The sequence below is a fragment of the Avibacterium volantium genome, assembly GCF_900635775.1.
In the GTDB taxonomy this organism is placed as follows: domain Bacteria; phylum Pseudomonadota; class Gammaproteobacteria; order Enterobacterales; family Pasteurellaceae; genus Avibacterium; species Avibacterium volantium.
This window is the reverse complement of record NZ_LR134167.1, coordinates 1,967,716-1,989,656: the sequence shown is the minus strand read 5'-3', so window position 1 is coordinate 1,989,656 and position 21,941 is coordinate 1,967,716. Positions and strand designations below refer to the sequence as shown.

Sequence of the window (21,941 nt, the reverse complement as noted above, 5' to 3'; positions counted from 1 at the left end):
TTTGTTTTTGTGAGTTCGATCACGAAAATTAGATATTTATCCCTGTTATTTGCGATAGTATTTGCGCGATGTTTCTATTATCTCTAAAATGAATTTAGTTTTTAAAATGAATTAAAAGAGAGGTTGAAAATGGCATTTGAATTTAACGTTACAGAAAAAGGTTTGATTTTGGCAAACAGCCATCGCGGTTACAGTGCCAAGTATCCAGAAAACACAATGCCTGCTTTTATCGGCGCATTAGAGGCGGGAACACATAGCATTGAACTTGATATTGCAATGACAAAAGATGAAAAAATGGTGGTTATCCACGATTTTTCTATCGAACGCGTTTCTAACGGTGAAGGTTATGTGGAACAAATGACGCTTGCTGAACTACAACGCTATGATTTTGGTGAAAAGTTCTCACCTGAATTCAAAGGTACGCACATTGTGGAATTAGAAACCGTGTTAAAATGGGCATTAGAAAATAATGTTGGTTTGATTGTAGAAGCCAAACAACGCCGTAATCATCAGCGTTTTGCCGAAGTGCTGGCGGAGATTTTGCAACGCACCAACACGGTAGATCAAATTTTATTATTGGGTTTTGATCACGTTTTAATTAATAAAGTCAAAGCATTATTACCAGCATTGCGTTTACAAGTGGTTACCCTCGCACGCTATAACGATCAGCTCAGTGCAGTGTTGGGATCAAACGCCAGCAGTGTTTGCGTGGAATACCACTATGTTGGCAAAGAAGATTTAATTGCTTACAAAAAAGCAGGGTTATCAGTGAGAATGTATCTGCACGAATCCAAAGAAATCCCTGTGCTAGAAATGTACAACCAAAAATATGGTTACGATACAGAAAGTGAAATCATTCAATGGCTAAGCGAAGGCTTGATCGATATGCTAAGCCACGATGATATTCCCTATCTCAAATCATTAATTGAAAAAGCAGGCAAAATGCCTTATTGATGTTCTGAATTATAAGAAAAAGTGCGGTGCAAATTCTTCAAAATTTTCCACCGCACTTTTTTCAAGGCTTTGTTTTGCTATTAGCCGAGTTAAGCATTAGTAATTGCTACGGCTTCACGAACTAAACGGCCGATTTCTTCCCAATTATGGCTGTTGATAAGGGATTTTTCTACGAACCACGAGCCGCCGCACGCCACGACATTTGGAATGGCGAGATAGTCTTTAATGTTGTTTACGCTGATTCCGCCCGTTGGCATAATTTGTAATTGTGCATAAGGGCCGAGTAAGGCTTTGATCATTTTCACGCCACCTGAAGCTTCGGCAGGGAAGAATTTCACTGCGGTTACGCCTAATTCTAATGCCGCTTCAATGGACATTGGGTTATTCACTCCCGGCATAACAGGAATATCCAATTCTTGGCAAAGTTTTACGATTTTTGGGTTAAAGCCTGGGGTAACAATGCAATCTGCGCCTGCATTTTTCGCTTGTACCACTTGTTCGCTGGTTAGCACCGTGCCAGCAGCGATTAAGATAGAAGGGTTATGCTGGCGGATTAAGCGGATTGCTTCTTCCGCTGCGGCTGAGCGGAAAGTGATTTCCACCACTGGTAAGCCGTTGCTGGCTAAGGTTTCCGCAAGGGGAAGAATATCCTGTGCGTTATCTAGGGCGATCACGGGGATCACTTTTAATTGGCGAAGTTTTTCAATAATTTGCGCTGTGTTCATTGCGTATTCCTCAGTTAAATTGATCAATTAGGTGTGCGGTGGCGTTTTTGTCAATAATCGCCCCTTTATGCTGAATGACGATGCCTGCGACTTGGTTGCCTTGTTGGCAGCATTGTTGCGGTAATTTATCACGCAAATAGCCGTTTAAAAAGCCAGCGTTGAAGGCATCGCCTGCAGAGGTGGTATCCACCACGTTGGTTACAGGCGTGGTGGCAACATTTTGCTGGTTGCCTTGCTCATCGCAGAATAATGCCCCTTCTTTACCTTGTTTCAACACGATATTTTTTACCCCAAGTTCTCTTAAGCGTTGCACAGATTGTGCAGGATCGTTGTCGCCCCAGAGCGCTTGTTCATCATCAAAGGTGACTAAAGCAAGGTGAACCAGTGGATAAAGTGCAGTGTAAATTTCTTGCGTTTTTGCGGCAGATTCCCAGAGTTTCGGGCGATAGTTGCTATCAAAGGTAATTTTTACGCCTTGCGCGGCAAGCTGTTTGAGCTGTTCGATAAGCGCATAGCGATCGGCATCAGGCAAAATGGCAAGGGAAATGCCACTGAGATAAATCATATCCATTTCTGCTAATTTATCTTGCACTTGCGGATAATCGGGGTGTTGCAGTAAGTAACGCGCGGCAGATTCTGAACGCCAATAAAGAAAGGTGCGTTCGCCAAATTTATCGAGTTGGATTAAATAAAGCCCTGCTTGGCGATTGGGATCGATAAGTACGCTGTCGGTGTGAATCTGATCTTGTTGCCAGTGTTGAATCATCTGTTGGCTGAGTTTGTCCGCCCCCATTGCGGTAATATAATGCACACCAATATCTTGTGGATTACTTACTCGGGCAAGATAGGTAGCGGTGTTAAGCGTGTCCCCGCCGTAAGTTTGCCACATATTGCCAAATGGCTCACCGTTTAATTCGATCATACATTCGCCAATAATTGCAATTTTTTTCACTTTTTCCCCCTTAATAAAGTGAGTGAAATAATGCCGATTATAAATTTATTAATGCTTTTGTTCAATAAAAATGAAATATGATTTTAATTTTTCCGCTTTTCAAAAATATTGCTTGTGTTAATATGCACAGGCAATTCTTTTATGATATTTAGAGGCACTATGGAAAAAGATACTCAACCCGATGTCGTATCATCAGTATTGAAAGTATTCGGTATTGTTGATGCGTTAAGTGAACAAAAGGAAATTGGTGTAACGGATCTTGCTCAGCGTTTAATGATGTCGAAAAGCACGATCTATCGTTTTTTGCAAACGATGAAAGGCCTAGGGATTGTGGCTCAAGAAGGTGAAACGGATAAATATCGCTTAACCTTAAAATTATTTGAACTCAGCGCAAGGGCATTGGAATATGTAGATTTGATTGAGTTGGCAAATAAAGAAATGGAAGAAATCTCAAAACAAACAGGGGAAACCCTGCATTTAGGCACCCTTGATGGCAATGAGATTGTGTATTTGCATAAAATTGATTCCACTTACAATTTAAGAATGTATTCTCGCGTGGGGCGGCGAAATCCTTCGTACAGCACGGCGATTGGGAAAGTGTTGCTTTCCGCACATACTGATGACGAAGTGGAAACCTTGTTGAAAGAGGTGGAATTTATCCCGCACACGGCGAACACGCTTAAAAATATCGAAGAACTCAAGCAAGAATTAGCATTGGTGCGTGAACAGCATTATGCTGAAGATAAAGAAGAACAAGAGGTCGGACTACATTGTGTCGCCGCACCGATTTACGACCGCTTTGGACATTGCATTGCCGCCATTTCGATTTCATTGCCGTTAGTGCGTTTTGAAAAAGAAAACCTCACTCACCTTGTGGACTTGCTTCACCAAGCAGGACGTAATGTGTCGAAACAGCTGGGCTATCAGCATTATCCTGTGGCGGAATAACACATATTCACTAAAAATAAGGCGTGGAATAACGCCTTATTTTTTCGCAAATAGGCATAAAATCACCTTATTTTTCAGTATGGTATTGCCAACTTAAGTTTGAAAGTGCGGTAGATTTTCAATTAATTTTTCTCTTTATCAGCAAGATAAAGAGAGAGTTTCGATGAAAATGAGATAACCCCTTTGCGCAATAGATTATTTTTTCCCCTGGTTGAGCGTCCACAAAGCCATTCTAAGCCCCGTTTTAATATATTTTGTTGTTGCAGGCACGCTTGGCTGAATGGGGCGTTGGGGTATTGTTGATGTTGGAATAACGCCACAATTTCTTGCGTTGCTTGTGTGCCAATGATTCTTAAATTAATCGCGGGTATGCTGATGTCGTAGTCTTGCTGTTCGAGGGCAAGGGGCTGTTCTTCAGTTTGCCAGAAATGGATTTTTTGGCTGCCATAAAGTAACAAAATGAAAGGACGTAATGACCACAAACCACTTGCCGCACCACTATAAGGATCAACCAGCCGTCTGTCTTTTTGCAATAAGCCTTGTGTTACATTGCCGTGCGCAATGGCATCTTGTTGAATAAAAAAATGCGTTAGGCAAGATAAAATACGCTTACCTTGTCCATTACTTTTTTGTTGTTGGATCATTGTGCTAATTAAAGCACTTGGTGCGGCGAAGCGGTAAGGGAGGCTGCGTCCAAAAAAGGCAAAGCCTTGTGGCGCGAATAAATAATGAAATTTATCGCAAAATTGCACCGCACTTTGCTGAATAAAAGTGCGGTCAAAATTTGGGTCAATTTGGTCTAACCAAAACAGCCCATAGTGGAAACCCCATGAATTGTAATAGTCAAAATTCCCTTTTTCGCCATCACGAAACCAACCCTCGCCCACATAAAATTCTTTGATGCGTTGATAACGCTCGTGGCAGATTTCATCAATGCCACTGAGATCTTTCACCACAAATTGCACCAGTAAAACAAACAGATGCCAATTATTATCCACCGTTTGAACTTGATTAATTTGCCGTAGCCAAGTGAGAATTTGTTGCTGTTGTTCATCGTTATATTGCTGCCAAATCCATTTTTTACTCAGCCATAAGGCAAGGGCAAAATCAGCAGTTTCGCAAATGGTTTGCTGAAAGCTGGCTAAATCTCCCCAATAGCCTGAATGTTGGGGATTGGTGGCATTCAGAAAACCTTGTGCAAGCCGTTCTCGAATTTGAATGAAAAGTGGCTCGCTGGAATGAGTTTGATAATGTAAATAGGCAGCAAGCAGGGGATAATTCCGCGCTGCTCCCTCAATGGAATCCGATACCATTCCTTGTTCGGAAGGATAGCCGTGATAATCGGCACGAGCATAGCCATCATTGGCATAATGAAGAAAGGAGCGGATAAAATAACTCACCAATAATTCAAGCTTTTCTTGCGAAAAGGAGGAATCTTTTGTAAATGCCTGTTTGAGCTGTTTATCAATAAGAGGATCAGTATTGCCAAACAAGGCTTTTCGTTTGAGTGAACGCTGCAATCTTTCCTTAAATGCCCGCCAATAATCCCGTAAGCGAGGATGTTCGTGAGCTAAATAAGGTCGTTCAGTAAAACGAATTTGAGGTTGGGTTGGCATTTATCCGCTCCTAGTTACACTCACTGAACATTCAGTGAGTGTGTGCTGTTAGGCTTTTGGTGCCGCACAGCTTTCCAGTTGTTTTTTCATTTTTTTCGTTGGGCCAGTAATGAATTCCACTGGACGCCAAGAATCACCGGTTTTTTCTAACCAAGGTAATAATTCTTCTTTGATTAGTTTTTGTACCAATTCAGGATTGCTATCTGCAATATTCTTCATTTGGTATGGATCTGCCACATTATCAAAGAGTTTATATTTCAATGGTTCGCCATCTTGACGATCAACTTCTAATGTGTGAGTTTTAGTGCGCACGCCACGTCTGCCGAAAGAAGGCTGACCGTAAGGTACAAAGAGATAGAGCTGAGAAGTTGGGCTAACCCCTTTATCGTGTAATACTTGTTCCGCTAAGCTCACCCCTTCCACGCTATCTGGAATGCTATCTTTGAAACCAAGAAGATCTAAGATGGTTGGATAAATATCTGGCGCAGACATCAAGCTCTCATTTACACCTGCAGGGATTTTGCCCGGTAAGCGGAACATCATTGGCACGCGCATTGATTCTTCATAAATATTATTTTTGGTTGGCGCACCGTGAGAACCCATACAACAACCGTGGTCAGAGAAGAACACCACTAAGGTGTTGTCTGCCAAGCCTTGTTTGTCAAGTTCGGCAAGAATGCGGCCAAATTGGTCATCAACCCCTGAAACCATCGCCAAGTATTCTTTGAAATATTGCGGGCCGTAGCCTTCTTGATATTTTTTATCCCAATCTACATTTGGACGTGTGTTGAGTTCTTTAGAACTTTGCGGATACATATCAAGATATTTTTGTGGCACTTGATCATAAGGGGAATGAGGTGGGTTCATTGAAACTACTAAGGCGAACGGTTTGCTTGGATCGCGATATTTGTTTTCTTCATTACGAAGATATTTAATCGCCATATCCGCTTCGTGTTCAGGTCCCCATTGATCCACGTATTCTGGGTATTCGCGTGGTGTGTCATTGCCCCAGTACATTGGTTTTAAGTGTAAATCATAAGTACCGTAAGAATACCAGAAATCAAAACCGTGGCGACGATCTGGTGGTGTCCAATCATTCCAATAGCGTCCTTCCATTGGGTTGTTGTAGCTCTTAATGTACGGCTTTTGCGGCACGTCCAAATGCCATTTACCAATGTAACCTAATGAATAGCCTTCATCTTTTAATACATCAGACCAACATTTCGCATAAGGGGAGAGTTCAATCCCTACTTTACCGCCGTAATCGTGGGTATTTCCTGTTACACCGCTGTGTTGTGGATATTTCCCTGTCATAAACATTCCGCGAAATGGCGAACAAAGTGGGTAATTGGACACCATTTGATCCATCACTTTTGCGGTTTTAGCAAAGGCATCTAAATGTGGAGTGATGGCGGGATCTTGATGTTTGAAGCCCTGTACCATAGCTCGCATTTCATCTGGAAATACGATTAATAGGTTCAGTGGTGGATTGTTAGATTTTTTGGCTGAATCTTTAGCATTATTATTGGCGACTGCATTCACCGCAGTGGTTGACAGCGCCGCTGCCGCACCGGTTGTCGCAACACCTTTAATAAAATTACGACGTGAAATACTCATCTGATTACTCCTTATCTTTGACTTAGTTGCACTTTGCGCTACTTCTTAATAAACAAAGTGCGGTTATTTTTTCATAAAAAAACGGTTTTCTCTATATTTCGAAACAATGTTTTAGAAAAAATATTTTATTTTGTGAGTTAGATCACATATTTCGATTTTTGTGTTTTTTTGCTTTGATTACTTTCGTTATAATTTTTTTAAAGTAATGTGAAAGGTTAATTTCTTTCATATATACAAAATGAAATTCAATATTTCAATATAAAGAAAGGATGAAATAACAATGAGTATTTTATTAGACCTCATTAAAAAGCATAAAACAGGGCAAGCAATCGGGATTTATTCGGTTTGTTCAGCCCATCCGCTTGTATTAGAAGCATCATTGTTACAAGCAAAACAAGATCAAACGCCATTACTTATTGAAGCAACCTCTAACCAAGTGGATCAATTTGGTGGTTATACAGGAATGACGCCAGCGGATTTTCGTCATTTCGTTGAACAGCTTGCTGACCAAGTGGGTTTTCCGCGTGATCAATTAATTTTAGGGGGCGATCATTTAGGGCCTAATCGTTGGCAAGGATTAACAGCTGATGAAGCAATGGCCAATGCCGAGAAACTGATTGAAGCTTATGTGGCAGCAGGATTTGAAAAAATTCACTTAGATTGCAGTATGTCTTGCAAAGGCGATCCTGTGCCATTGTCTGATGAAATTGTGGCAGAGCGTGCCGCTCGTCTTGCGGTGATTGCAGAACAAACCGCGTCAAAAAATGGTTTGGCGGATCGTATCGTTTACATTGTTGGCACAGAAGTTCCTGTACCAGGCGGTGAAGCAGAAGAAATTGCCGAATTAGAAGTAACTTCACCAAGTGCCGCGAAAGCCACCATTAATGCTCATCAACAAGCCTTTGCTCGCGTTGGGTTAGAACATATTTGGCCACGCGTAATTGGTTTGGTGGTGCAGCCAGGGGTAGAGTTTGATCATACAAAAGTGATTGATTTTATTCCTGAGAAAGCACAATCCTTAAGCCAAGTGGTGAATGATTATGAAAATTTAGTGTTTGAAGCACATTCTACTGATTATCAAACGGAAGAAGCTTACAAAGCCTTAGTAAAAAACCACTTTGCGATTTTGAAAGTGGGGCCGGCATTAACGTTTGCATTGCGTGAAGGCTTATATGCTTTATGTGCAATGGAAGACTATTTGTTCCCGGCAGAACAACGCTCCAACTTACTCGCTGTGCTTGAAGAGCAAATGTTAGCACACCCAGAAAACTGGCAAAAATACTACCACGGTACCGAGTTAGAGCAACGTTTTGCGAGAAGTTTTAGTTTTAGTGATCGTATCCGTTATTACTGGACTAATCCTGAAATTGCAGCCGCAGTAGAAAAATTATTTGTCAATTTTGAGAACGTAGATATTCCATTACCACTATTAAGCCAATATTTACCAGAACAATATGCCGCCGTGCGTGCAGGTACATTAGCCCCTCGTGGTAAAGACGTAGTGTTAGATAAAGTGCGTGCGGTGGTTCGTCAATACGCCTTAGCAAGTTTTTTCAATAAATAATTGGGGATAGATAAGATGACAAATTATTTAGGGTTTTCAGAAAGCGAATTAGTGGCGGGTAAAGCCATTATGACCGCAAAAGAAATTGAACATCAGCCTCAAGCTTGGTTGCAAGCATTGCATACGGTAGATACACAGCGTCAGCAAATCTTAGATTTCATCGCACCTGTAATGAATGCAGCAAATGGACGTGTGATTTTCACCGGCGCAGGAACTTCCGCTTTTGTGGGGCATTCCTTACAGCCTTTCGTTTTAACCTTAACGGATAAACGTGTGGAATCTATTGCCACAACAGATATTGTGTCTAATCCTTACCAATATTTTGCACAAGACGTGCCAACCTTATTAATTTCTTTCGCACGTTCAGGTAACAGCCCTGAAAGTGTGGCAGCAGTGGAATTAGCCAATCAGTGTTTAACTAACTGTTATCACTTATTCATTACTTGTAATGAGCAAGGGGCGTTATATAAAAATGCACAAAAAAATGACCGCACTTTAGCCTTATTAATGCCTCCACAAACCAATGACGGCGGTTTTGCAATGACATCTAGCTTTAGCTCAATGATGTTATCAGCGCTTTCTGTATTCTTATTGCCAAAAGGATCAGTAGTTGAACAGCTACAATTTATTTGCGATGCCACAGAAAAATTGATCCCGCGTTATGTGGATTATGCACGTCAACTCTCTCAGGTAGATATGGAACGCATTATCTATTTAGGCAGCGGTGGTTTGCAAGGTTTGGCACAAGAATCTGCATTGAAAATTTTGGAATTAACCGCAGGACGCATTGTGGCAACCTATGATTCACCGTTAGGTTTCCGCCACGGACCAAAATCTATTGTAAATCCTAAAACGGTAGTGGTGGAATTTTTATCAAATCAACCCTATACCCGTTTATATGATCTTGATTTATATAATGAATTACGCCGCGATAATATTGCAAGTCGTGTTGTGTGTTTAACTGCGCAAGCAGGCGTGGAAGGCGAAGATGTGATTGAAGTGGAAGGCTTTAGCAATGCACCAGATTATGCCTTGTTATTCCCATACATTGTTTTTGCGCAAGTGAATTCATTTTATAGTTCTTTCAGTCGTGGTATCACCACTGACAATCCTTGCCCAACAGGTGAAGTAAACCGAGTGGTTCAAGGCGTTATTATTCACCCATTTCATTCGTAATTAAGGAGTTTTTTATGGCTACACCTAATATTGTATGGACACGAATTGACGAGCGTTTATTACACGGACAAATCCGTATTACTTGGGGTAAACACTCAGAAGCCAATTTGATTTTAGTGGCAAACGATGAAGCGGCAGAAGGCCCAAATGCGGCATTTATGCAAGCCGGAATGAAAGCTTCAGCGGGGGGGGAATATGCGGTACGTTTCTTTACAATTCAGAAAACGATTGATGTGATTCATAAAGCCTCGCCACAGCAAAAAATCTTTATTTTATGTAATAACCCAACAGATGTCGCACGCTTAGTTGAAGGTGGTGTGCCTATCAAACATTGCAATATCGGTAATATGCATTTCCACGAAGGCAAAACGCAATTAACCAAAACGGTTTCTGTTGATGAAAAGGATCTTGATGCATTCCGCCGTATGGTGAACGCAGGGGTAACTTGCACAATTCAAAATACGCCAGATGCACAAGAAATCGATATTAAACAATATCTTTAATACTCAATAAGGAGCGTTTATGTTAACTGAAGCATTATTAGTCGCCGTTTGGGCGTTCTTCTGTGGTATCGATAAATACGATGTCGCATTAAATATCCACCGTCCGTTAATCACAGGGCCTATTGTGGGCTTGATTATGGGGGATTTGCAATTAGGCTTAATCACAGGTGCAACACTTGAATTAGCTTGGTTAGGTTTAGTGCCTAATGCTGGGGCTCAGCCACCAGATGTAACAATGGGTACTATCGCCGCAGTGGCTTTCGCCGCAATGACAGGTCAAAGCGCGGAAGTGGCAATGGGTGTAGGTATGCCAATTGCTGTATTAATGCAAATGTTGGTGATTGGTTTCTTCGCATTAACTTCATTCACAATGGGTAAAGCCGATGAGTATGCAGAACAAGCGAATCCAAATGGTATTGATTTCTTATTGATTTCGACGATTTCATTACGTTCATTAATGTATGCAATCGTTGCCTTTATTACCGTGTACTTCGGTGAACACGCAGCAGATTGGATCAACAATAACTCACCAAAAGCATTATTAGAAGGCTTAGGCTTAGGTGCGCGTTTAGTTCCAGCAATCGGTTTTGCAATGTTATTAAAAATTATGTGGTCAAAACAAGTTGCGGGTGTGTTCTTCATCGGTTTCGTTGCAACCACTTACTTAAAACTACCAATTATGGCCGTTGCAATCATCGGTGGTTCAATCGCAGTACTTTATTTCTACTTCTCAGGTAACAGCAATAACAACAACCAATCACAAGCACAGGAGTTCGAAGATGGAATCTAAAAACGTAAATAATCAAGTAAATCTTGTTGATGATATCGATGCGTATCAAGATCAAACCGTTCGCAAAGTGATTACAAAAGGTGATCTTTGGAAATGTGCGATTCGTGGTTTGTTTATGGAAGGGAACTTCAACTTTGAACGTATGCAGGCAGGTGGTTGGGCATATTCAATTATCCCAGCGTTGAAAAAAATTCACGGTAACAATAAATATGATTTAGCGAAATCATTGAAAAACCACCTACAATTCTTCAATGCAAGTCCAAAACTCTTTACTTTCTTGCTTGGTACAGCCATTGCGATGGAAGAAAATAAAGAAAAACCATCTACTATCAACGTAATGAAAGTAGCGGGTATGGGCCCAACTGGGGGGATCGGTGATGGTATCGACCATATGACCATTATGCCATTAACCCTTGCATTAGGTTCATCTATTGCGATTGAAGGATCGATTGCGGGGCCGTTCGTGTTCTTTATCCTATATCAAATTTTACACTTCTTTGTGTACTTCAGCTTGATGTTTATGGGATATAAAGCCGGTACAGCTGCGATGGTAAATATGAGTGATTCTACCGAGCGTTTAGCTAAAGCAGCGAACATTATGGGTATTTTCGTTATCGGGGCATTGTGTGCGACCTTTATACGCTTTAAAACCACGGCAACCATAGAAATGGGTGGAAAAGTGGTGGAATTACAGACCGCACTTTTCGATAAGATTATGCCAAACTTGTTACCATTAGCCTTAGTTTTCCTAATGTTTAAATTAGTAAAAGGTACAGGCTTCTGGGCGAAACCACCAGTACTTATTTTTAGTACGCTTGCTTTTGGTGTGGTTGGACATTTAATCGGCATTATCTAATGCTCTGTTGAGTAATCAACGAAATCAGGGAATGAGAGCTATCTCATTCCCTCCACAATAACAAGAAAAACAAGGACAGCTTATGTTAGGTATCGTGGTATCAGGTCATATTAATTTTGCTTCGGGTATGCGTTCAGCCGTACAAGCTATTGTTGGCGAACAACCGCAATTAGAATTTGTTGATTTCTTAGAATCTATGTCCACTGATGAGCTAGAAGCCCAATTATTAGCGGCGAAAGAGCGTGTAAACTCAGGGGACGGTGTTTTATTTTTAGTGGATCTTTATGGTGGTTCTCCTTGTAATCGTGCAATCAATCTCTTATTGCAAGATCCTAATGTCGAAGTAGTGGCTGGCACCAATTTATCAATGATCGTCAATGCGGCATTAGAACGTGAGGAATTCACCCTGCGTGAATTAACGGATTGTCTTGCCAATGGCGAATTTAGCCAAATCAAAGATTTACGCCAAGATCTTGCCGCACTTTCGCAAGATGATGAAGACGAAACAGACGGACTATAAGCATTCTGGCTTACAATAAAGAGGAAAAATTATGAACCCTCAACAACAGCAAACCCTTGAGTTAATGAAACGCGTGTATCATTGGCAAAAAGATCATCAAACACGCACGGTGATTAGACGCACAGGACGAGTGCGTTTTATTAAAGACACAGACTGGGATCGCGCGGTGTTTTGGGCAAGTGTGTCCAATGCGTGGAAAGTAACGGGTGAACAAAGCTTTTTAGATGGGGCATTAGATTATACCTTGCACACGGGGTTCCGCACAGGACCACATTTACGCTTTGCTGATGATTTGGTTTGTGCACAATCCTATCTTGATGTGTATCCGTTATTTAATCAACCAGAAGCCTTAGAGCCAACCATCAACTTTGTAGAAGATATGCTGGCAAATCCAAAACCAGGGCGTGAAGATTGGTGGTGGTGTGATTCACTCTTTATGGCACCACAAGTGTTCTTTACCCTCTCCACCTTAACGGGCGAAAGCAAATACCGTGATTACGCAAACCAAGCGTGGTGGGATTCTGTCGATCATCTACAAGATAAAGAAACGGGCTTGTTCTATCGTGATTACCGTTATATTCCAGATGGCAAAGGCGGTGAATTGCGTGAAGCCAATGGTGAAAAAGTCTTTTGGGGACGTGGCGTAGGTTGGGTGATTGCCGCCATTCCACGCTTGTTCCGTGATATGCCAGAAGATTTCCCAGATCGCGAACGTTATTTAGCGCTTTATTGTCATCTTGCAGAAACCATCTTACCGTTCCAACAAGAAGACGGTTTCTGGCGTGCAAGTTTACTTGATCCTCAAACTTTCCCAGCCAAAGAAAGTAGCGCAACAGCATTATTCTGCTACGCATTAGCTTGGGGGATCAATCAAGGCATTTTAGATCGTGCAACTTATTTGCCAGTGGTTGAAAAAGCGTGGGCTGCATTAGAAAGTGCGGTCAATTCTGAGGGCAAATTAGGCTGGATTCAGCTTCCTGCTTTCAATCCGCGTGAAGTGAAAGAAGAAGACAACATCGATTACGGTGTGGGTGCTTTCTTACTTGCAGGAGCAGAAATTTATCAATTACAAGCCGAATAACGGTAACTTTTAATTATTGAATTAAGGAAAGAAAAATGAAAATTGCATTAATGATGGAAAACAGCCAAGCGGCGAAAAACCCAATTATCTTAAATGAGTTAAAAAACGTGGTTGAGCCAAAAGGGCATAGCGTTTATAACGTGGGAATGAACAGCGAGCAAGATCACCACTTAACTTATATCCACTTAGGGATTATGGCGAGCATTTTATTGAACTCTAAAGCGGTGGATTTCGTTGTAGCGGGTTGTGGAACAGGGCAAGGTGCATTAATGTCATTAAACCTGCACCCAGGTGTGGTGTGTGGTTACTGCTTAGAACCTGCTGACGCGTTCTTATTCGCACAAATCAACAATGGTAACGCATTATCTTTAGCCTTTGCTAAAGGATTCGGCTGGGGGGCAGAATTAAACGTGCGTTATATGTTTGAAAAAGCCTTTGAAGGTGAGCGTGGTCAAGGCTATCCAGTTGAACGTCGTGAACCTCAAGTTCGCAATGCTGGCATTCTCAATCAAGTGAAAACGGCGGTGGCGAAAGACTATTTAGACACCTTGCGTTCAATTGATCCAGAATTGGTGAAAACCGCAGTGAGTGGTGAACGCTTCCAACAATGCTTCTTCGATAACTGCCAAGACGATGAAATCCGAGCTTATGTTACAGAAGTATTGAATAGCTAATTTCGTTTTTGCTTTTTATGCAATGTAAGAGGGAAAAGGAAATTTCCCTCTTATCAGATAATTTTAGTTAAATTGAATTATCGTTTCCCTAACCTAACATTTCTTTCACATTAGGAGTTGTTTATGTGTCAATCTCAACCCGCTTATTTTCATATGATGGCAAAACCAAGTAGTTTCCATTGCAATATCAAATGTGAATACTGTTTTTATTTGGAAAAAGAGCAAGTCCTAACACATAACGTTCGCCTAATGTCTGACGATACTTTACGTCAATATACCAAAAATTACATTGAATCCCACGCAGGCGATCACGTTGATTTCGCGTGGCAAGGCGGTGAACCCACCTTACTCGGTTTGGATTTTTTTAAAAGAGCGGTGCAATTTCAGAAAGAATTTGCTAACGGCAAAACGATTACCAATGGTTTTCAAACCAATGGCATTGCGATTAATCGTCAATGGGCAGAATTTTTCAAAGAAAATAATTTTCTTATAGGGATTTCTGTGGATGGTTTAAGTGAGGTTCACGACCGCTATCGTATTTCTGTCAATGGGCAGCCCACATTTGAACGGGTGAAAAAAGCCATTGATCTATTAAAAGAATATGAAGTGGATTTTAATACGCTCACTGTAATTAATGATAAAAACTGGGATAAAGGACGGGAAACTTACCAAGCGTTGAAAGAGTTAGGCTCGACTTTTATGCAGTTTATTCCTATTGTTGAAGTGGCGAATTATTCCTTACAACGCTGTGATTATAGTCCTGGAAAAAATTATCGAATGGCTCCCTTTTCTGTACCAGCCGATGGCTACGGGCATTTCCTATTAGACGTGTTTACCGAATGGGTTCGACAAGATGTGGGGCGTATTTTCGTGCGTGAATTTGATAACTTACTTGGGCAATGGTTGGGCTATCCTTCCACCAGCTGTATTCATACGGAAACTTGTGGCACCGCAATGATCGTAGAAGCCAATGGAGATGTTTATTCTTGCGATCACTATGTTTATCCTGATTATCGTTTAGGTAATGTGAATAAACAGCCTCTCAATCAAATTGCACTTTCAACCAAGCAACAAAAATTTGGTAAGGCGAAAAAAGAAACGCTCACTAAAGCCTGCGAAAAATGTGATGTGAGAATGATTTGTCAAGGCGGGTGTCCGAAGCATCGTATTGTGAATTTGAAAGGGGAAAAATTTAAACAAAATTATCTTTGTCCTTCTTACCAACTCTTCTTTCGTCAAACCGCACCTTTGATGCACCGTATGCGAGAAATTATTCAGCGTGGCGGGTTGGCTGAAGATATTATGAAAATAATCAACTAAAATCAAAGGAGATCATAATGAAACGCTCGTTACTTAGTCAGTGTTTATTATCCGCATTGGTTGTTGGTGCTGCGGCTCAGCCTGTTTACGCACACAGCCAAGATCCTCAAAAACCGAACGTGCTGGTTATTGTAATGGACGATTTAGGCACAGGCCAGCTTGATTTCGCCATTGACAGTTTAGACAAGAACGAATTAAGCAAACGCCCTGTTGCTGCTCGTTATCAAGGTGATTTAGATAAAATGATTGATGCCGCACAGCGTGCAATGCCGAATGTGTCTAAATTAGCCGCAACTGGGGTAAAAATGACCAATGCGTTCGTTGCTCACCCTGTTTGTGGCCCATCTCGTGCAGGGATTTTGACAGGACGTTATCCAGCGTCATTTGGTATTTATAGTAATGATGATTCTTTCAACGGTATTCCACTTGATGTGAAACTGTTGCCAGCGTTATTCCAAGAAAATGGCTATGCCACGGCGAATATTGGTAAATACCATAATGCTCGAGTGAATAAAGACAGAAAAATTGGACGTATCACTAAGCCTGATGATGTAAAAACCCGTGATTACCACGATAACTTCTCATCTGTACCAGATAAAGGTTATTTCCCAACCGATCGCGGTTTTGATTATTCTTACAGCTACTTTGTATCAGGGGCGGCATTGTGGAATTCCCCGGCACTATGGCGTAATGACAAACCGATTGAAGCACCGGGCTATTTAACCCATAATTTAACCAATGAAGCACTTCAATTTATTGATAAAACAGGCGATAAACCGTTTTTCTTAAATCTCGCTTATAGCGTACCACACATTCCATTGGAAGAGGCATCACCTGCCAAATATATGGATCGTTTTAATACAGGGAATGTGGAAGCCGATAAATATTTTGCGGCGATCAATGCGGCTGATGAGGGCATTGGTAAAATCATCGACAAATTAAAAGCTGACGGCAAATTAGATAACACCATTATTTTCTTCTTATCCGACAATGGTTCGGTTCACGAAGCGCCAATGCCATTAAATGGAATGGATCGTGGCTTTAAAGGACAAATGTATAACGGTGGTGTGCGAGTGCCATTCATCGTTTCTTGGCCGGGACACATTCCAGCGGATACTAAAAATGACAGCTTAATTTCTGCGGTAGATATTCTGCCAACAGCACTGAAAGCTGCGAATATTAAAGTGCCAGCTTCTTTAAAACTGGACGGACGTGATATTTTGCCAGTGTTAGAAGGCAAAGAAAAAGTTTCACCGCACAAATATCTCTATTGGGCGGGACCAGGTGCGAAACATTATAGTGAGGATAACCAAAAATTCTGGGCGGATTATTGGAAATATATCACCTATAACACTAATGATGCACCGAAAAATCCAAACTTAGAAAAACTCTCGAAAAGCTCGTGGGCAATTCGCGATCAAGATTGGGCGTTATATTTCTACAATGATGGAAGTAACAAACTTCATCTTTATCACGACAAAGTTGACCCAGCAGAGAGCCAAGATGTGGCAGATAAATATCCAGAAAAAGTAAAAGAATTGCAAAAAGCATTTTACGACTGGATCAGCACACAACCAAAACCAATGGCGTGGAATCCTGAAGAATTCCAAGCGATTGAGGCTTCAGCAAAAGCAAAATAATCTGATGAATCAGCCACTGTTATGGTGGCTGATTTTTTTGAGGAAGAATGATGACAAAAATTACGCTCAGTGTTTTAGATCAAAATAGCAACATCAAAATTTGCAAAAGTGCTTTTGACTTTTTAATGCTCACTTATAAAGGTGAATATCAAGCGGGCGATGTGATCCGTATTGAGGTAGATAATCCCCCTTGTTATTTAAAGTTGCGTTTAGAGGATAGCTTAGAAAGTTGCCTTATTTATGTAACGGAAAACCTTTTTGAGTTTCAAATTCCGTTTGGTGATCAAACACGCTTATACAATAGTGATAAAGCATTCCAAGGCGGGCTGCATTTCCTCTGGGTTCGCAGTGCGAGAGAGTATGAAATTAACCAATATGGCAATCTAGCGTTTAACCCTTATTGCCAACCTCAGCAAAAAGGTGTGTATCCACAAATTAGTAGTAATATTGTGCCAAGCAATATTCGCTTTGCCCCTTATAATGTGATTGATGGCATTTTTGATAGTAATGCACACGGTTCTTATCCTTTTACCTCTTGGAGCAACGCCCAATCCCCTAATGCACAATTAAAAATCGATTTTGGACGAACAGTAGAAATTGACGGCTTGATTTTGATGTTAAGAGCGGATTTTCCTCACGATGCGTGGTGGGAAAGTTTGAGTGTACATTTTTCTGATGGTAGCGAAGAAATCTTGCATTTAAGCCGAACAGGGCAACCGCAGACATTTTCTTTCAAGCAACGACAAAGTGATTTTATTTTGCTGACTAATTTTATAAAAGGTGAAGACAAATCCCCTTTTACTGCTCTAACGCAAATTGAGGTATTAGGGCAGAATATTAGAATACAGCATAGCGAGAAATAAGAAAATGAAAGTAGGAGGAGGCTTCTAACATATTATATTCCTATTTTTGTAATATATCATTTCGTTTTCTTTCATTTATCTTTGTTTAAGGCTATAATTGATACAATATAAAACCGGTCAAAGGAAAAAAGATGAAAAGTGCAATTGAAAGACGAATGGAGATTGTCGCAATAGTCAATAAAAATTCTTCTGCCCGTGTGGAAGATTTGGCTGAAACCTTTTCTGTTTCTACCGTTACTATTCGGCAAGATCTCAATTTTTTAGAAAAAAATGGCTATATTGTGCGTTCACACGGTGGTGCTGTACCAAATAAAGGAATGATCGCAGAATTAAGCAATGCCGAAAAAAGACATCGTAATTTAGGGGCAAAAAATAAGATTGCGGAAGCCGCGCTAAAACTGATTAATGACGATGATATTATTATTTTAGATTCAGGCACGACCACGCGAGAAATTGCTGCTGCGTTGAAAAAATCCACAGTGAAAAATGTGCTGGTAATGACAAATGGGCTGGATATTGCTTCTGAATTAGCCGATGCGGAAAATGTGGAAGTGCTCATGACAGGCGGTAAATTACGCAAAAATGCGATGTCTTTCTCTGGACCACAAGCAGATGCGAGTTTAGCAAATTACTGCTTCAGCAAAGTATTTTTGGGCGTTGATGGATTTGATATTCAAGCAGGTATTACCACGCATAATGAGCAAGAGGCGAATCTCAACCGCATTATGTGCGAGATTTCTAATCAAGTGATTGCGGTAACGGATTCCAGTAAATTTGGTAAAAAAAGTTGCCACGTTATCCGCAAATTTGCCGATATTGACGTATTAATTACCGATTCTGGCATTTCTCCTGAATATTTGACCGCACTTCAGGAAAATAATATTGAAGTGATTATTGTAGATTAAGAGGAAAAAACAATGCGTTATGCCATTAAACCTGAAAAAGTGATGACTTCATCAGGGGAGTTACTGAATAAATATGTGGTGATAAATCAAGGTAAAATCGAACGTATCCAAGTAGAAAAGCCCACTGATTGCGATGTACATTATTATCCTGACAGCTATCTTTCTGCGGGGTTCATTGATGTGCATATTCACGGCCGCGCAGGGGCAGATGTGATGGACGAAAACGACACCGCACTGGCTACCATTGCACAAGCGCTACCACAAACAGGGGTTACCGCGTGGGTGGGAACGACAGTTTCAGCGCCTTGGCAAAATATTCTTTCCTCAATGCAACGAATGAAAGATTACATTCAACAAGGCAAGCAATCGGGCGCTGAATTATTGGGTAGCTTTATGGAAGGGCCCTATTTCACCGAGCGTCATCGAGGCTCGCACCCAACCGAATATTTAATGCCACCAACGATTCCACAGCTAGAAGAATTATTGCAAATTTCCGACCGCACTTTATTACGTGTCGCTATTGCGCCTGAAATTGAAAATGCAGAACCCGCCATTAAATGGTTGGTAGAAAATGGCGTGAAGGTGTCTGTGGCACACACTAACGCCACCTTTGAGCAAGTGACCAAAGCTTATTATTTAGGGGCGGATTGTGGTGTACATTTATTCAACGGAATGAGCGCTTTGCATCACCGTGAGCCGGGTTGTACGGGGGCAGTGTTATATCACGATATGCTGGCGGAAATTATTGCAGACGGCATTCACGTTCACCCAGCCGTATTAAATCTAGCTTATAAATTAAAAACTTACCGCAGAATGGTGTTGATCACAGATTGTATGCGCGCAGGCGGCTTGCCAGATGGTGAGTACATGCTAGGCGTGCAAACCGTGCGTGTAGAAAACGGGCAAGCGAGAACCTTTGACGGCTCCCTTGCAGGCAGCACTTGCAGTCTAGATCAAGCCTTGCGCAATATGGTATTTAAAGCTGATGTGCCAGTTTGGGAAGCCATTCAAATGGTTACCACCATTCCCGCCACTTATTTAGGTGTGGCAGATCGCATTGGTGATATTGCTGTCGGCAAAGAAGCAAATTTCACCTTATTAAACAAAGAATTACAAGTTCAAGCCACTTATATTCAAGGCGAACAAGTTTATAAGTGCGGTGAAAAATTTTAAGATTTTTATATTTACAAAGATGGAGAGAAAACAATGTCAAAGTTAAGAACTGAACGTTTAAAAAAATTATGTAGCCAAGACAATTTAATCGCGGCGCTCGCCATTGACCAGCGTGGCGCATTACGCCGTATGCTTGGTGAATCTGCAAGCAATGAACAACTTGCAGAGTTTAAAGTATTGGTGTCTGAATACTTAACCCCTTATGCCTCATCTATTTTGCTTGACCCAGAAGTGGGCTGGAAAGCGGCTGAAAAACGTGCTGCCAGTGCGGGTTTATTAATGGCTTATGAAAAAACAGGTTACGACAAAACCCAACCGGGTCGCTATCCCGATTTAATTGACGATGTTTCCGTGCAACGTTTAAAAGCCAAAGGTGCAGATGGCATCAAATTATTGCTTTATATCGACATTGACGAAGGCAAAGAAGTCAATGATCGCAAAGAAGCCTTTGTAGAACGGGTGGCTTCAGAATGTAAAGCGGAAGAAATGCCATTCTTCCTAGAGCTTGTGAGCTATGATGCGAATATTTCTGATCCAAAAGAATATGCGAAAATCAAACCGCGTAAAGTGATCGAAGCAATGAAATTATTCTCCGAGCCACGTTTTGGCGTTGATGTGCTAAAAGTGGAAGTGCCAGTAGATATGAAATTTGTCGAAGGTTTTGCAGAGCAAGATGCGGTATATAGCCAAGCACAAGCGAAAGCGTACTTCAAAGAACAAAGCGATGCCACCGAAATTCCATTTATCTTCTTAAGTGCAGGTGTGAGCGCACAATTATTCTTAGACACATTACGTTTTGCCAAAGATGCAGGTTGTGATTTCAACGGCGTATTATGCGGACGTGCTACTTGGGCAGGTGCTGCGGAAATCTTTAAAGCAGAAGGTGCTGAAGCAGCAAAACAATGGTTACTCAACGAAGGCAAAGCCAATATTGAAGCATTAAATGCCGTATTAAAAGAAACCGCACAGCCATTAAACATTTAATCTGATGGCGTGATGCGGAGAAGATACATAGAAAAGGAGCGGTCTATTTTAGACCGCTTTTCTTATTTGAAACATTGTTTTGAAAAATTTTAGATCAAGATCACAAAATCAAAACTTATTCATAGACGAAACGCACATTCTGGTCTAGATTTAGCTTGAATTCTGTTTGAACAGGAGAAATGGAATGAAAGTTTTGCATAATATGCATCCAGAAGATGCTAAACATTATGACTCTAAGAGATTACGTGATTCGTTTCTTTGTGAGGACTTATTTCAACTCAATAAGATTAATGTAGTATATAGCCATATCGATCGTTTGGTTGCTTTAGGCATAATGCCAAATGGTGTAGAGAAATTATTTTTGGATCAAGTGATTGATAAAAAATCTTTTGGTACGGATTTCTTTTTGCAACGTCGTGAGTTAGGTATTATTAATCTAGGTGGCCCAGCACTAATTGAAACAGAGCAAGAGAGCTACACCTTAGCGCATTTCGATGCACTGTATTTAGGTAAAGAAACGGAAAATATCGTTTTTTCTTCTCTTGATACAAAACAACCAGCAGTTTTATACGGATTAAGCGTTCCCGCCCATCATCAATTCCCAAATAAACTTATCAAATATGCCGAAGCACGGAAAGTTAAACTCGGCTCCTTAGACAATGCAAATGCTAGGACGATTAATCAATATTTGCATCCCGATATTCTGCCAACTTGCCAACTTTGTATGGGAATGACGGAATTAGAGACTGGTAGTGTATGGAATACAATGCCAGCGCATACTCACGAACGTCGTATGGAAGCTTATCTTTATTTTGATATTGCACCAGATCAAGTGGTTTTTCATTTCTTAGGAGAGCCACAAGAAACTCGCCATATTGTAGTGCGAGATAAACAATTAATTATTTCACCAAGCTGGTCAATTCACTCAGGCTGCGGTACAAAAAATTATCGTTTTGTGTGGGGAATGGCAGGTGAAAATCAAACATTTGATGATATGGATTTCATTGAGATGAATGATTTACGTTAAATGCTTATGACCATAAATATCACTCTTTTTACTACTAATCTATGAGGAGTTAA

Annotated in this window: 21 protein-coding genes; 17 read left to right on the top strand and 4 right to left on the bottom strand. The window is 41.0% G+C overall.

Annotation, left to right across the window (positions count from 1 at the left end; genetic code table 11):
• Positions 1–129 precede the first annotated feature (129 nt).
• Positions 130–954, top strand: coding sequence for a glycerophosphodiester phosphodiesterase (locus tag ELZ61_RS09390; protein WP_126373175.1), 825 nt, complete (start codon positions 130–132; stop codon positions 952–954).
• An 89-nt stretch (positions 955–1,043) separates the two neighbouring features.
• Here ELZ61_RS09390 and ELZ61_RS09385 read toward each other — a convergent pair whose 3' ends face one another.
• Together ELZ61_RS09385 and ELZ61_RS09380 are read right to left on the bottom strand one after the other, a co-directional pair.
• Positions 1,044–1,679: a bifunctional 4-hydroxy-2-oxoglutarate aldolase/2-dehydro-3-deoxy-phosphogluconate aldolase gene (locus ELZ61_RS09385; protein WP_115249112.1), complete on the bottom strand. Its 636-nt coding sequence runs from the start codon at positions 1,677–1,679 to the stop codon at positions 1,044–1,046.
• 10 nt (positions 1,680–1,689) lie between these two features.
• Positions 1,690–2,631: a sugar kinase gene (locus tag ELZ61_RS09380; protein WP_126373173.1), complete on the bottom strand. Its 942-nt coding sequence runs from the start codon at positions 2,629–2,631 to the stop codon at positions 1,690–1,692.
• 159 nt (positions 2,632–2,790) lie between these two features.
• On the opposite strand from ELZ61_RS09380, the gene kdgR reads away from it, so the two are divergent.
• Positions 2,791–3,579 carry a DNA-binding transcriptional regulator KdgR gene (gene kdgR, locus ELZ61_RS09375; protein WP_103854935.1) on the top strand — a complete coding sequence of 263 codons (789 nt, stop codon included), beginning with the start codon at positions 2,791–2,793 and terminating at the stop codon, positions 3,577–3,579.
• Between the two features lie 122 nt (positions 3,580–3,701).
• On the opposite strand, the gene ELZ61_RS09370 is transcribed toward kdgR, so the two are convergent.
• Positions 3,702–5,195 carry a DUF2264 domain-containing protein gene (locus ELZ61_RS09370; protein ID WP_241969692.1) on the bottom strand — a complete coding sequence of 498 codons (1,494 nt, stop codon included), beginning with the start codon at positions 5,193–5,195 and terminating at the stop codon, positions 3,702–3,704.
• 48 nt (positions 5,196–5,243) lie between these two features.
• Positions 5,244–6,812 carry a sulfatase family protein gene (locus tag ELZ61_RS09365; protein ID WP_126373171.1) on the bottom strand — a complete coding sequence of 523 codons (1,569 nt, stop codon included), beginning with the start codon at positions 6,810–6,812 and terminating at the stop codon, positions 5,244–5,246.
• A 280-nt stretch (positions 6,813–7,092) separates the two neighbouring features.
• Here ELZ61_RS09365 and kbaZ point away from each other — a divergent pair, with 280 nt between their 5' ends.
• The 15 genes from kbaZ (at position 7,093) to kduI (ending at position 21,888) form a co-directional block, all read left to right on the top strand.
• Positions 7,093–8,376 (top strand): tagatose-bisphosphate aldolase subunit KbaZ, encoded by a 1,284-nt coding sequence (gene kbaZ / locus ELZ61_RS09360; RefSeq protein ID WP_126373169.1) that lies wholly within the window; start codon positions 7,093–7,095, stop codon positions 8,374–8,376.
• Positions 8,377–8,391: 15 nt separating this feature from the next.
• Complete coding sequence (locus ELZ61_RS09355) at positions 8,392–9,552, top strand: SIS domain-containing protein (RefSeq protein WP_126373167.1); 1,161 nt, start codon at positions 8,392–8,394, stop codon at positions 9,550–9,552.
• Between the two features lie 14 nt (positions 9,553–9,566).
• Positions 9,567–10,055 (top strand): PTS N-acetylgalactosamine transporter subunit IIB, encoded by a 489-nt coding sequence (gene agaV, locus ELZ61_RS09350; protein WP_126373165.1) that lies wholly within the window; start codon positions 9,567–9,569, stop codon positions 10,053–10,055.
• A gap of 19 nt (positions 10,056–10,074) precedes the next feature.
• Complete coding sequence (gene agaW, locus ELZ61_RS09345) at positions 10,075–10,845, top strand: PTS N-acetylgalactosamine transporter subunit IIC (RefSeq protein ID WP_126373163.1); 771 nt, start codon at positions 10,075–10,077, stop codon at positions 10,843–10,845.
• On the top strand, positions 10,835–11,701 hold the full coding sequence (locus tag ELZ61_RS09340) for a PTS system mannose/fructose/sorbose family transporter subunit IID (RefSeq protein WP_126373161.1): 867 nt from the start codon (positions 10,835–10,837) through the stop codon (positions 11,699–11,701). Before agaW ends, ELZ61_RS09340 begins: the two co-directional genes overlap by 11 nt.
• 82 nt (positions 11,702–11,783) lie before the next feature.
• Entirely contained in the window at positions 11,784–12,221 is a 438-nt protein-coding gene (agaF, locus tag ELZ61_RS09335) for a PTS galactosamine/N-acetylgalactosamine transporter subunit IIA (RefSeq protein ID WP_115249120.1), read from the top strand.
• 31 nt (positions 12,222–12,252) lie between these two features.
• Complete coding sequence (locus tag ELZ61_RS09330) at positions 12,253–13,302, top strand: glycoside hydrolase family 88/105 protein (protein ID WP_126373159.1); 1,050 nt, start codon at positions 12,253–12,255, stop codon at positions 13,300–13,302.
• Between the two features lie 35 nt (positions 13,303–13,337).
• A complete protein-coding gene (locus tag ELZ61_RS09325) occupies positions 13,338–13,976 on the top strand; it encodes an RpiB/LacA/LacB family sugar-phosphate isomerase (protein ID WP_035686857.1) in 639 nt (212 codons plus the stop codon).
• Between the two features lie 123 nt (positions 13,977–14,099).
• Positions 14,100–15,296, top strand: coding sequence for an anaerobic sulfatase maturase (locus ELZ61_RS09320; protein ID WP_103853296.1), 1,197 nt, complete (start codon positions 14,100–14,102; stop codon positions 15,294–15,296).
• Positions 15,297–15,313: 17 nt separating this feature from the next.
• A complete protein-coding gene (locus ELZ61_RS09315; RefSeq protein ID WP_017806045.1) occupies positions 15,314–16,936 on the top strand; it encodes a sulfatase family protein in 1,623 nt (540 codons plus the stop codon).
• Positions 16,937–16,983: 47 nt separating this feature from the next.
• On the top strand, positions 16,984–17,799 hold the full coding sequence (locus ELZ61_RS09310; RefSeq protein ID WP_126373157.1) for a carbohydrate-binding protein: 816 nt from the start codon (positions 16,984–16,986) through the stop codon (positions 17,797–17,799).
• Positions 17,800–17,930: 131 nt separating this feature from the next.
• Positions 17,931–18,704 (top strand): transcriptional repressor AgaR, encoded by a 774-nt coding sequence (gene agaR / locus ELZ61_RS09305; protein ID WP_103853293.1) that lies wholly within the window; start codon positions 17,931–17,933, stop codon positions 18,702–18,704.
• A gap of 12 nt (positions 18,705–18,716) precedes the next feature.
• Entirely contained in the window at positions 18,717–19,877 is a 1,161-nt protein-coding gene (nagA, locus tag ELZ61_RS09300; RefSeq protein WP_126373155.1) for an N-acetylglucosamine-6-phosphate deacetylase, read from the top strand.
• Positions 19,878–19,910: 33 nt separating this feature from the next.
• Positions 19,911–20,861: a tagatose 1,6-diphosphate aldolase gene (locus ELZ61_RS09295; RefSeq protein WP_126373153.1), complete on the top strand. Its 951-nt coding sequence runs from the start codon at positions 19,911–19,913 to the stop codon at positions 20,859–20,861.
• Positions 20,862–21,045: 184 nt separating this feature from the next.
• Complete coding sequence (gene kduI / locus ELZ61_RS09290; protein ID WP_126373151.1) at positions 21,046–21,888, top strand: 5-dehydro-4-deoxy-D-glucuronate isomerase; 843 nt, start codon at positions 21,046–21,048, stop codon at positions 21,886–21,888.
• Positions 21,889–21,941: the final 53 nt, after the last annotated feature.

Excerpts from the sequence above, each read along its gene's own strand:
- ELZ61_RS09390 (WP_126373175.1), top strand. The coding sequence starts at position 130 with ATGGCATTTGAATTTAACGTTACAGAAAAAGGTTTGATTTTGGCAAAC.
- ELZ61_RS09385 (WP_115249112.1), bottom strand. The coding sequence starts at position 1,679 with ATGAACACAGCGCAAATTATTGAAAAACTTCGCCAATTAAAAGTGATC.
- kdgR (WP_103854935.1), top strand. The coding sequence starts at position 2,791 with ATGGAAAAAGATACTCAACCCGATGTCGTATCATCAGTATTGAAAGTA.
- ELZ61_RS09370 (WP_241969692.1), bottom strand. The coding sequence starts at position 5,195 with ATGCCAACCCAACCTCAAATTCGTTTTACTGAACGACCTTATTTAGCT.
- ELZ61_RS09365 (WP_126373171.1), bottom strand. The coding sequence starts at position 6,812 with ATGAGTATTTCACGTCGTAATTTTATTAAAGGTGTTGCGACAACCGGT.
- kbaZ (WP_126373169.1), top strand. The coding sequence starts at position 7,093 with ATGAGTATTTTATTAGACCTCATTAAAAAGCATAAAACAGGGCAAGCA.
- ELZ61_RS09355 (WP_126373167.1), top strand. The coding sequence starts at position 8,392 with ATGACAAATTATTTAGGGTTTTCAGAAAGCGAATTAGTGGCGGGTAAA.
- agaV (WP_126373165.1), top strand. The coding sequence starts at position 9,567 with ATGGCTACACCTAATATTGTATGGACACGAATTGACGAGCGTTTATTA.
- agaW (WP_126373163.1), top strand. The coding sequence starts at position 10,075 with ATGTTAACTGAAGCATTATTAGTCGCCGTTTGGGCGTTCTTCTGTGGT.
- ELZ61_RS09340 (WP_126373161.1), top strand. The coding sequence starts at position 10,835 with ATGGAATCTAAAAACGTAAATAATCAAGTAAATCTTGTTGATGATATC.
- agaF (WP_115249120.1), top strand. The coding sequence starts at position 11,784 with ATGTTAGGTATCGTGGTATCAGGTCATATTAATTTTGCTTCGGGTATG.
- ELZ61_RS09330 (WP_126373159.1), top strand. The coding sequence starts at position 12,253 with ATGAACCCTCAACAACAGCAAACCCTTGAGTTAATGAAACGCGTGTAT.
- ELZ61_RS09325 (WP_035686857.1), top strand. The coding sequence starts at position 13,338 with ATGAAAATTGCATTAATGATGGAAAACAGCCAAGCGGCGAAAAACCCA.
- ELZ61_RS09320 (WP_103853296.1), top strand. The coding sequence starts at position 14,100 with ATGTGTCAATCTCAACCCGCTTATTTTCATATGATGGCAAAACCAAGT.
- ELZ61_RS09315 (WP_017806045.1), top strand. The coding sequence starts at position 15,314 with ATGAAACGCTCGTTACTTAGTCAGTGTTTATTATCCGCATTGGTTGTT.
- ELZ61_RS09310 (WP_126373157.1), top strand. The coding sequence starts at position 16,984 with ATGATGACAAAAATTACGCTCAGTGTTTTAGATCAAAATAGCAACATC.
- agaR (WP_103853293.1), top strand. The coding sequence starts at position 17,931 with ATGAAAAGTGCAATTGAAAGACGAATGGAGATTGTCGCAATAGTCAAT.
- nagA (WP_126373155.1), top strand. The coding sequence starts at position 18,717 with ATGCGTTATGCCATTAAACCTGAAAAAGTGATGACTTCATCAGGGGAG.
- ELZ61_RS09295 (WP_126373153.1), top strand. The coding sequence starts at position 19,911 with ATGTCAAAGTTAAGAACTGAACGTTTAAAAAAATTATGTAGCCAAGAC.
- kduI (WP_126373151.1), top strand. The coding sequence starts at position 21,046 with ATGAAAGTTTTGCATAATATGCATCCAGAAGATGCTAAACATTATGAC.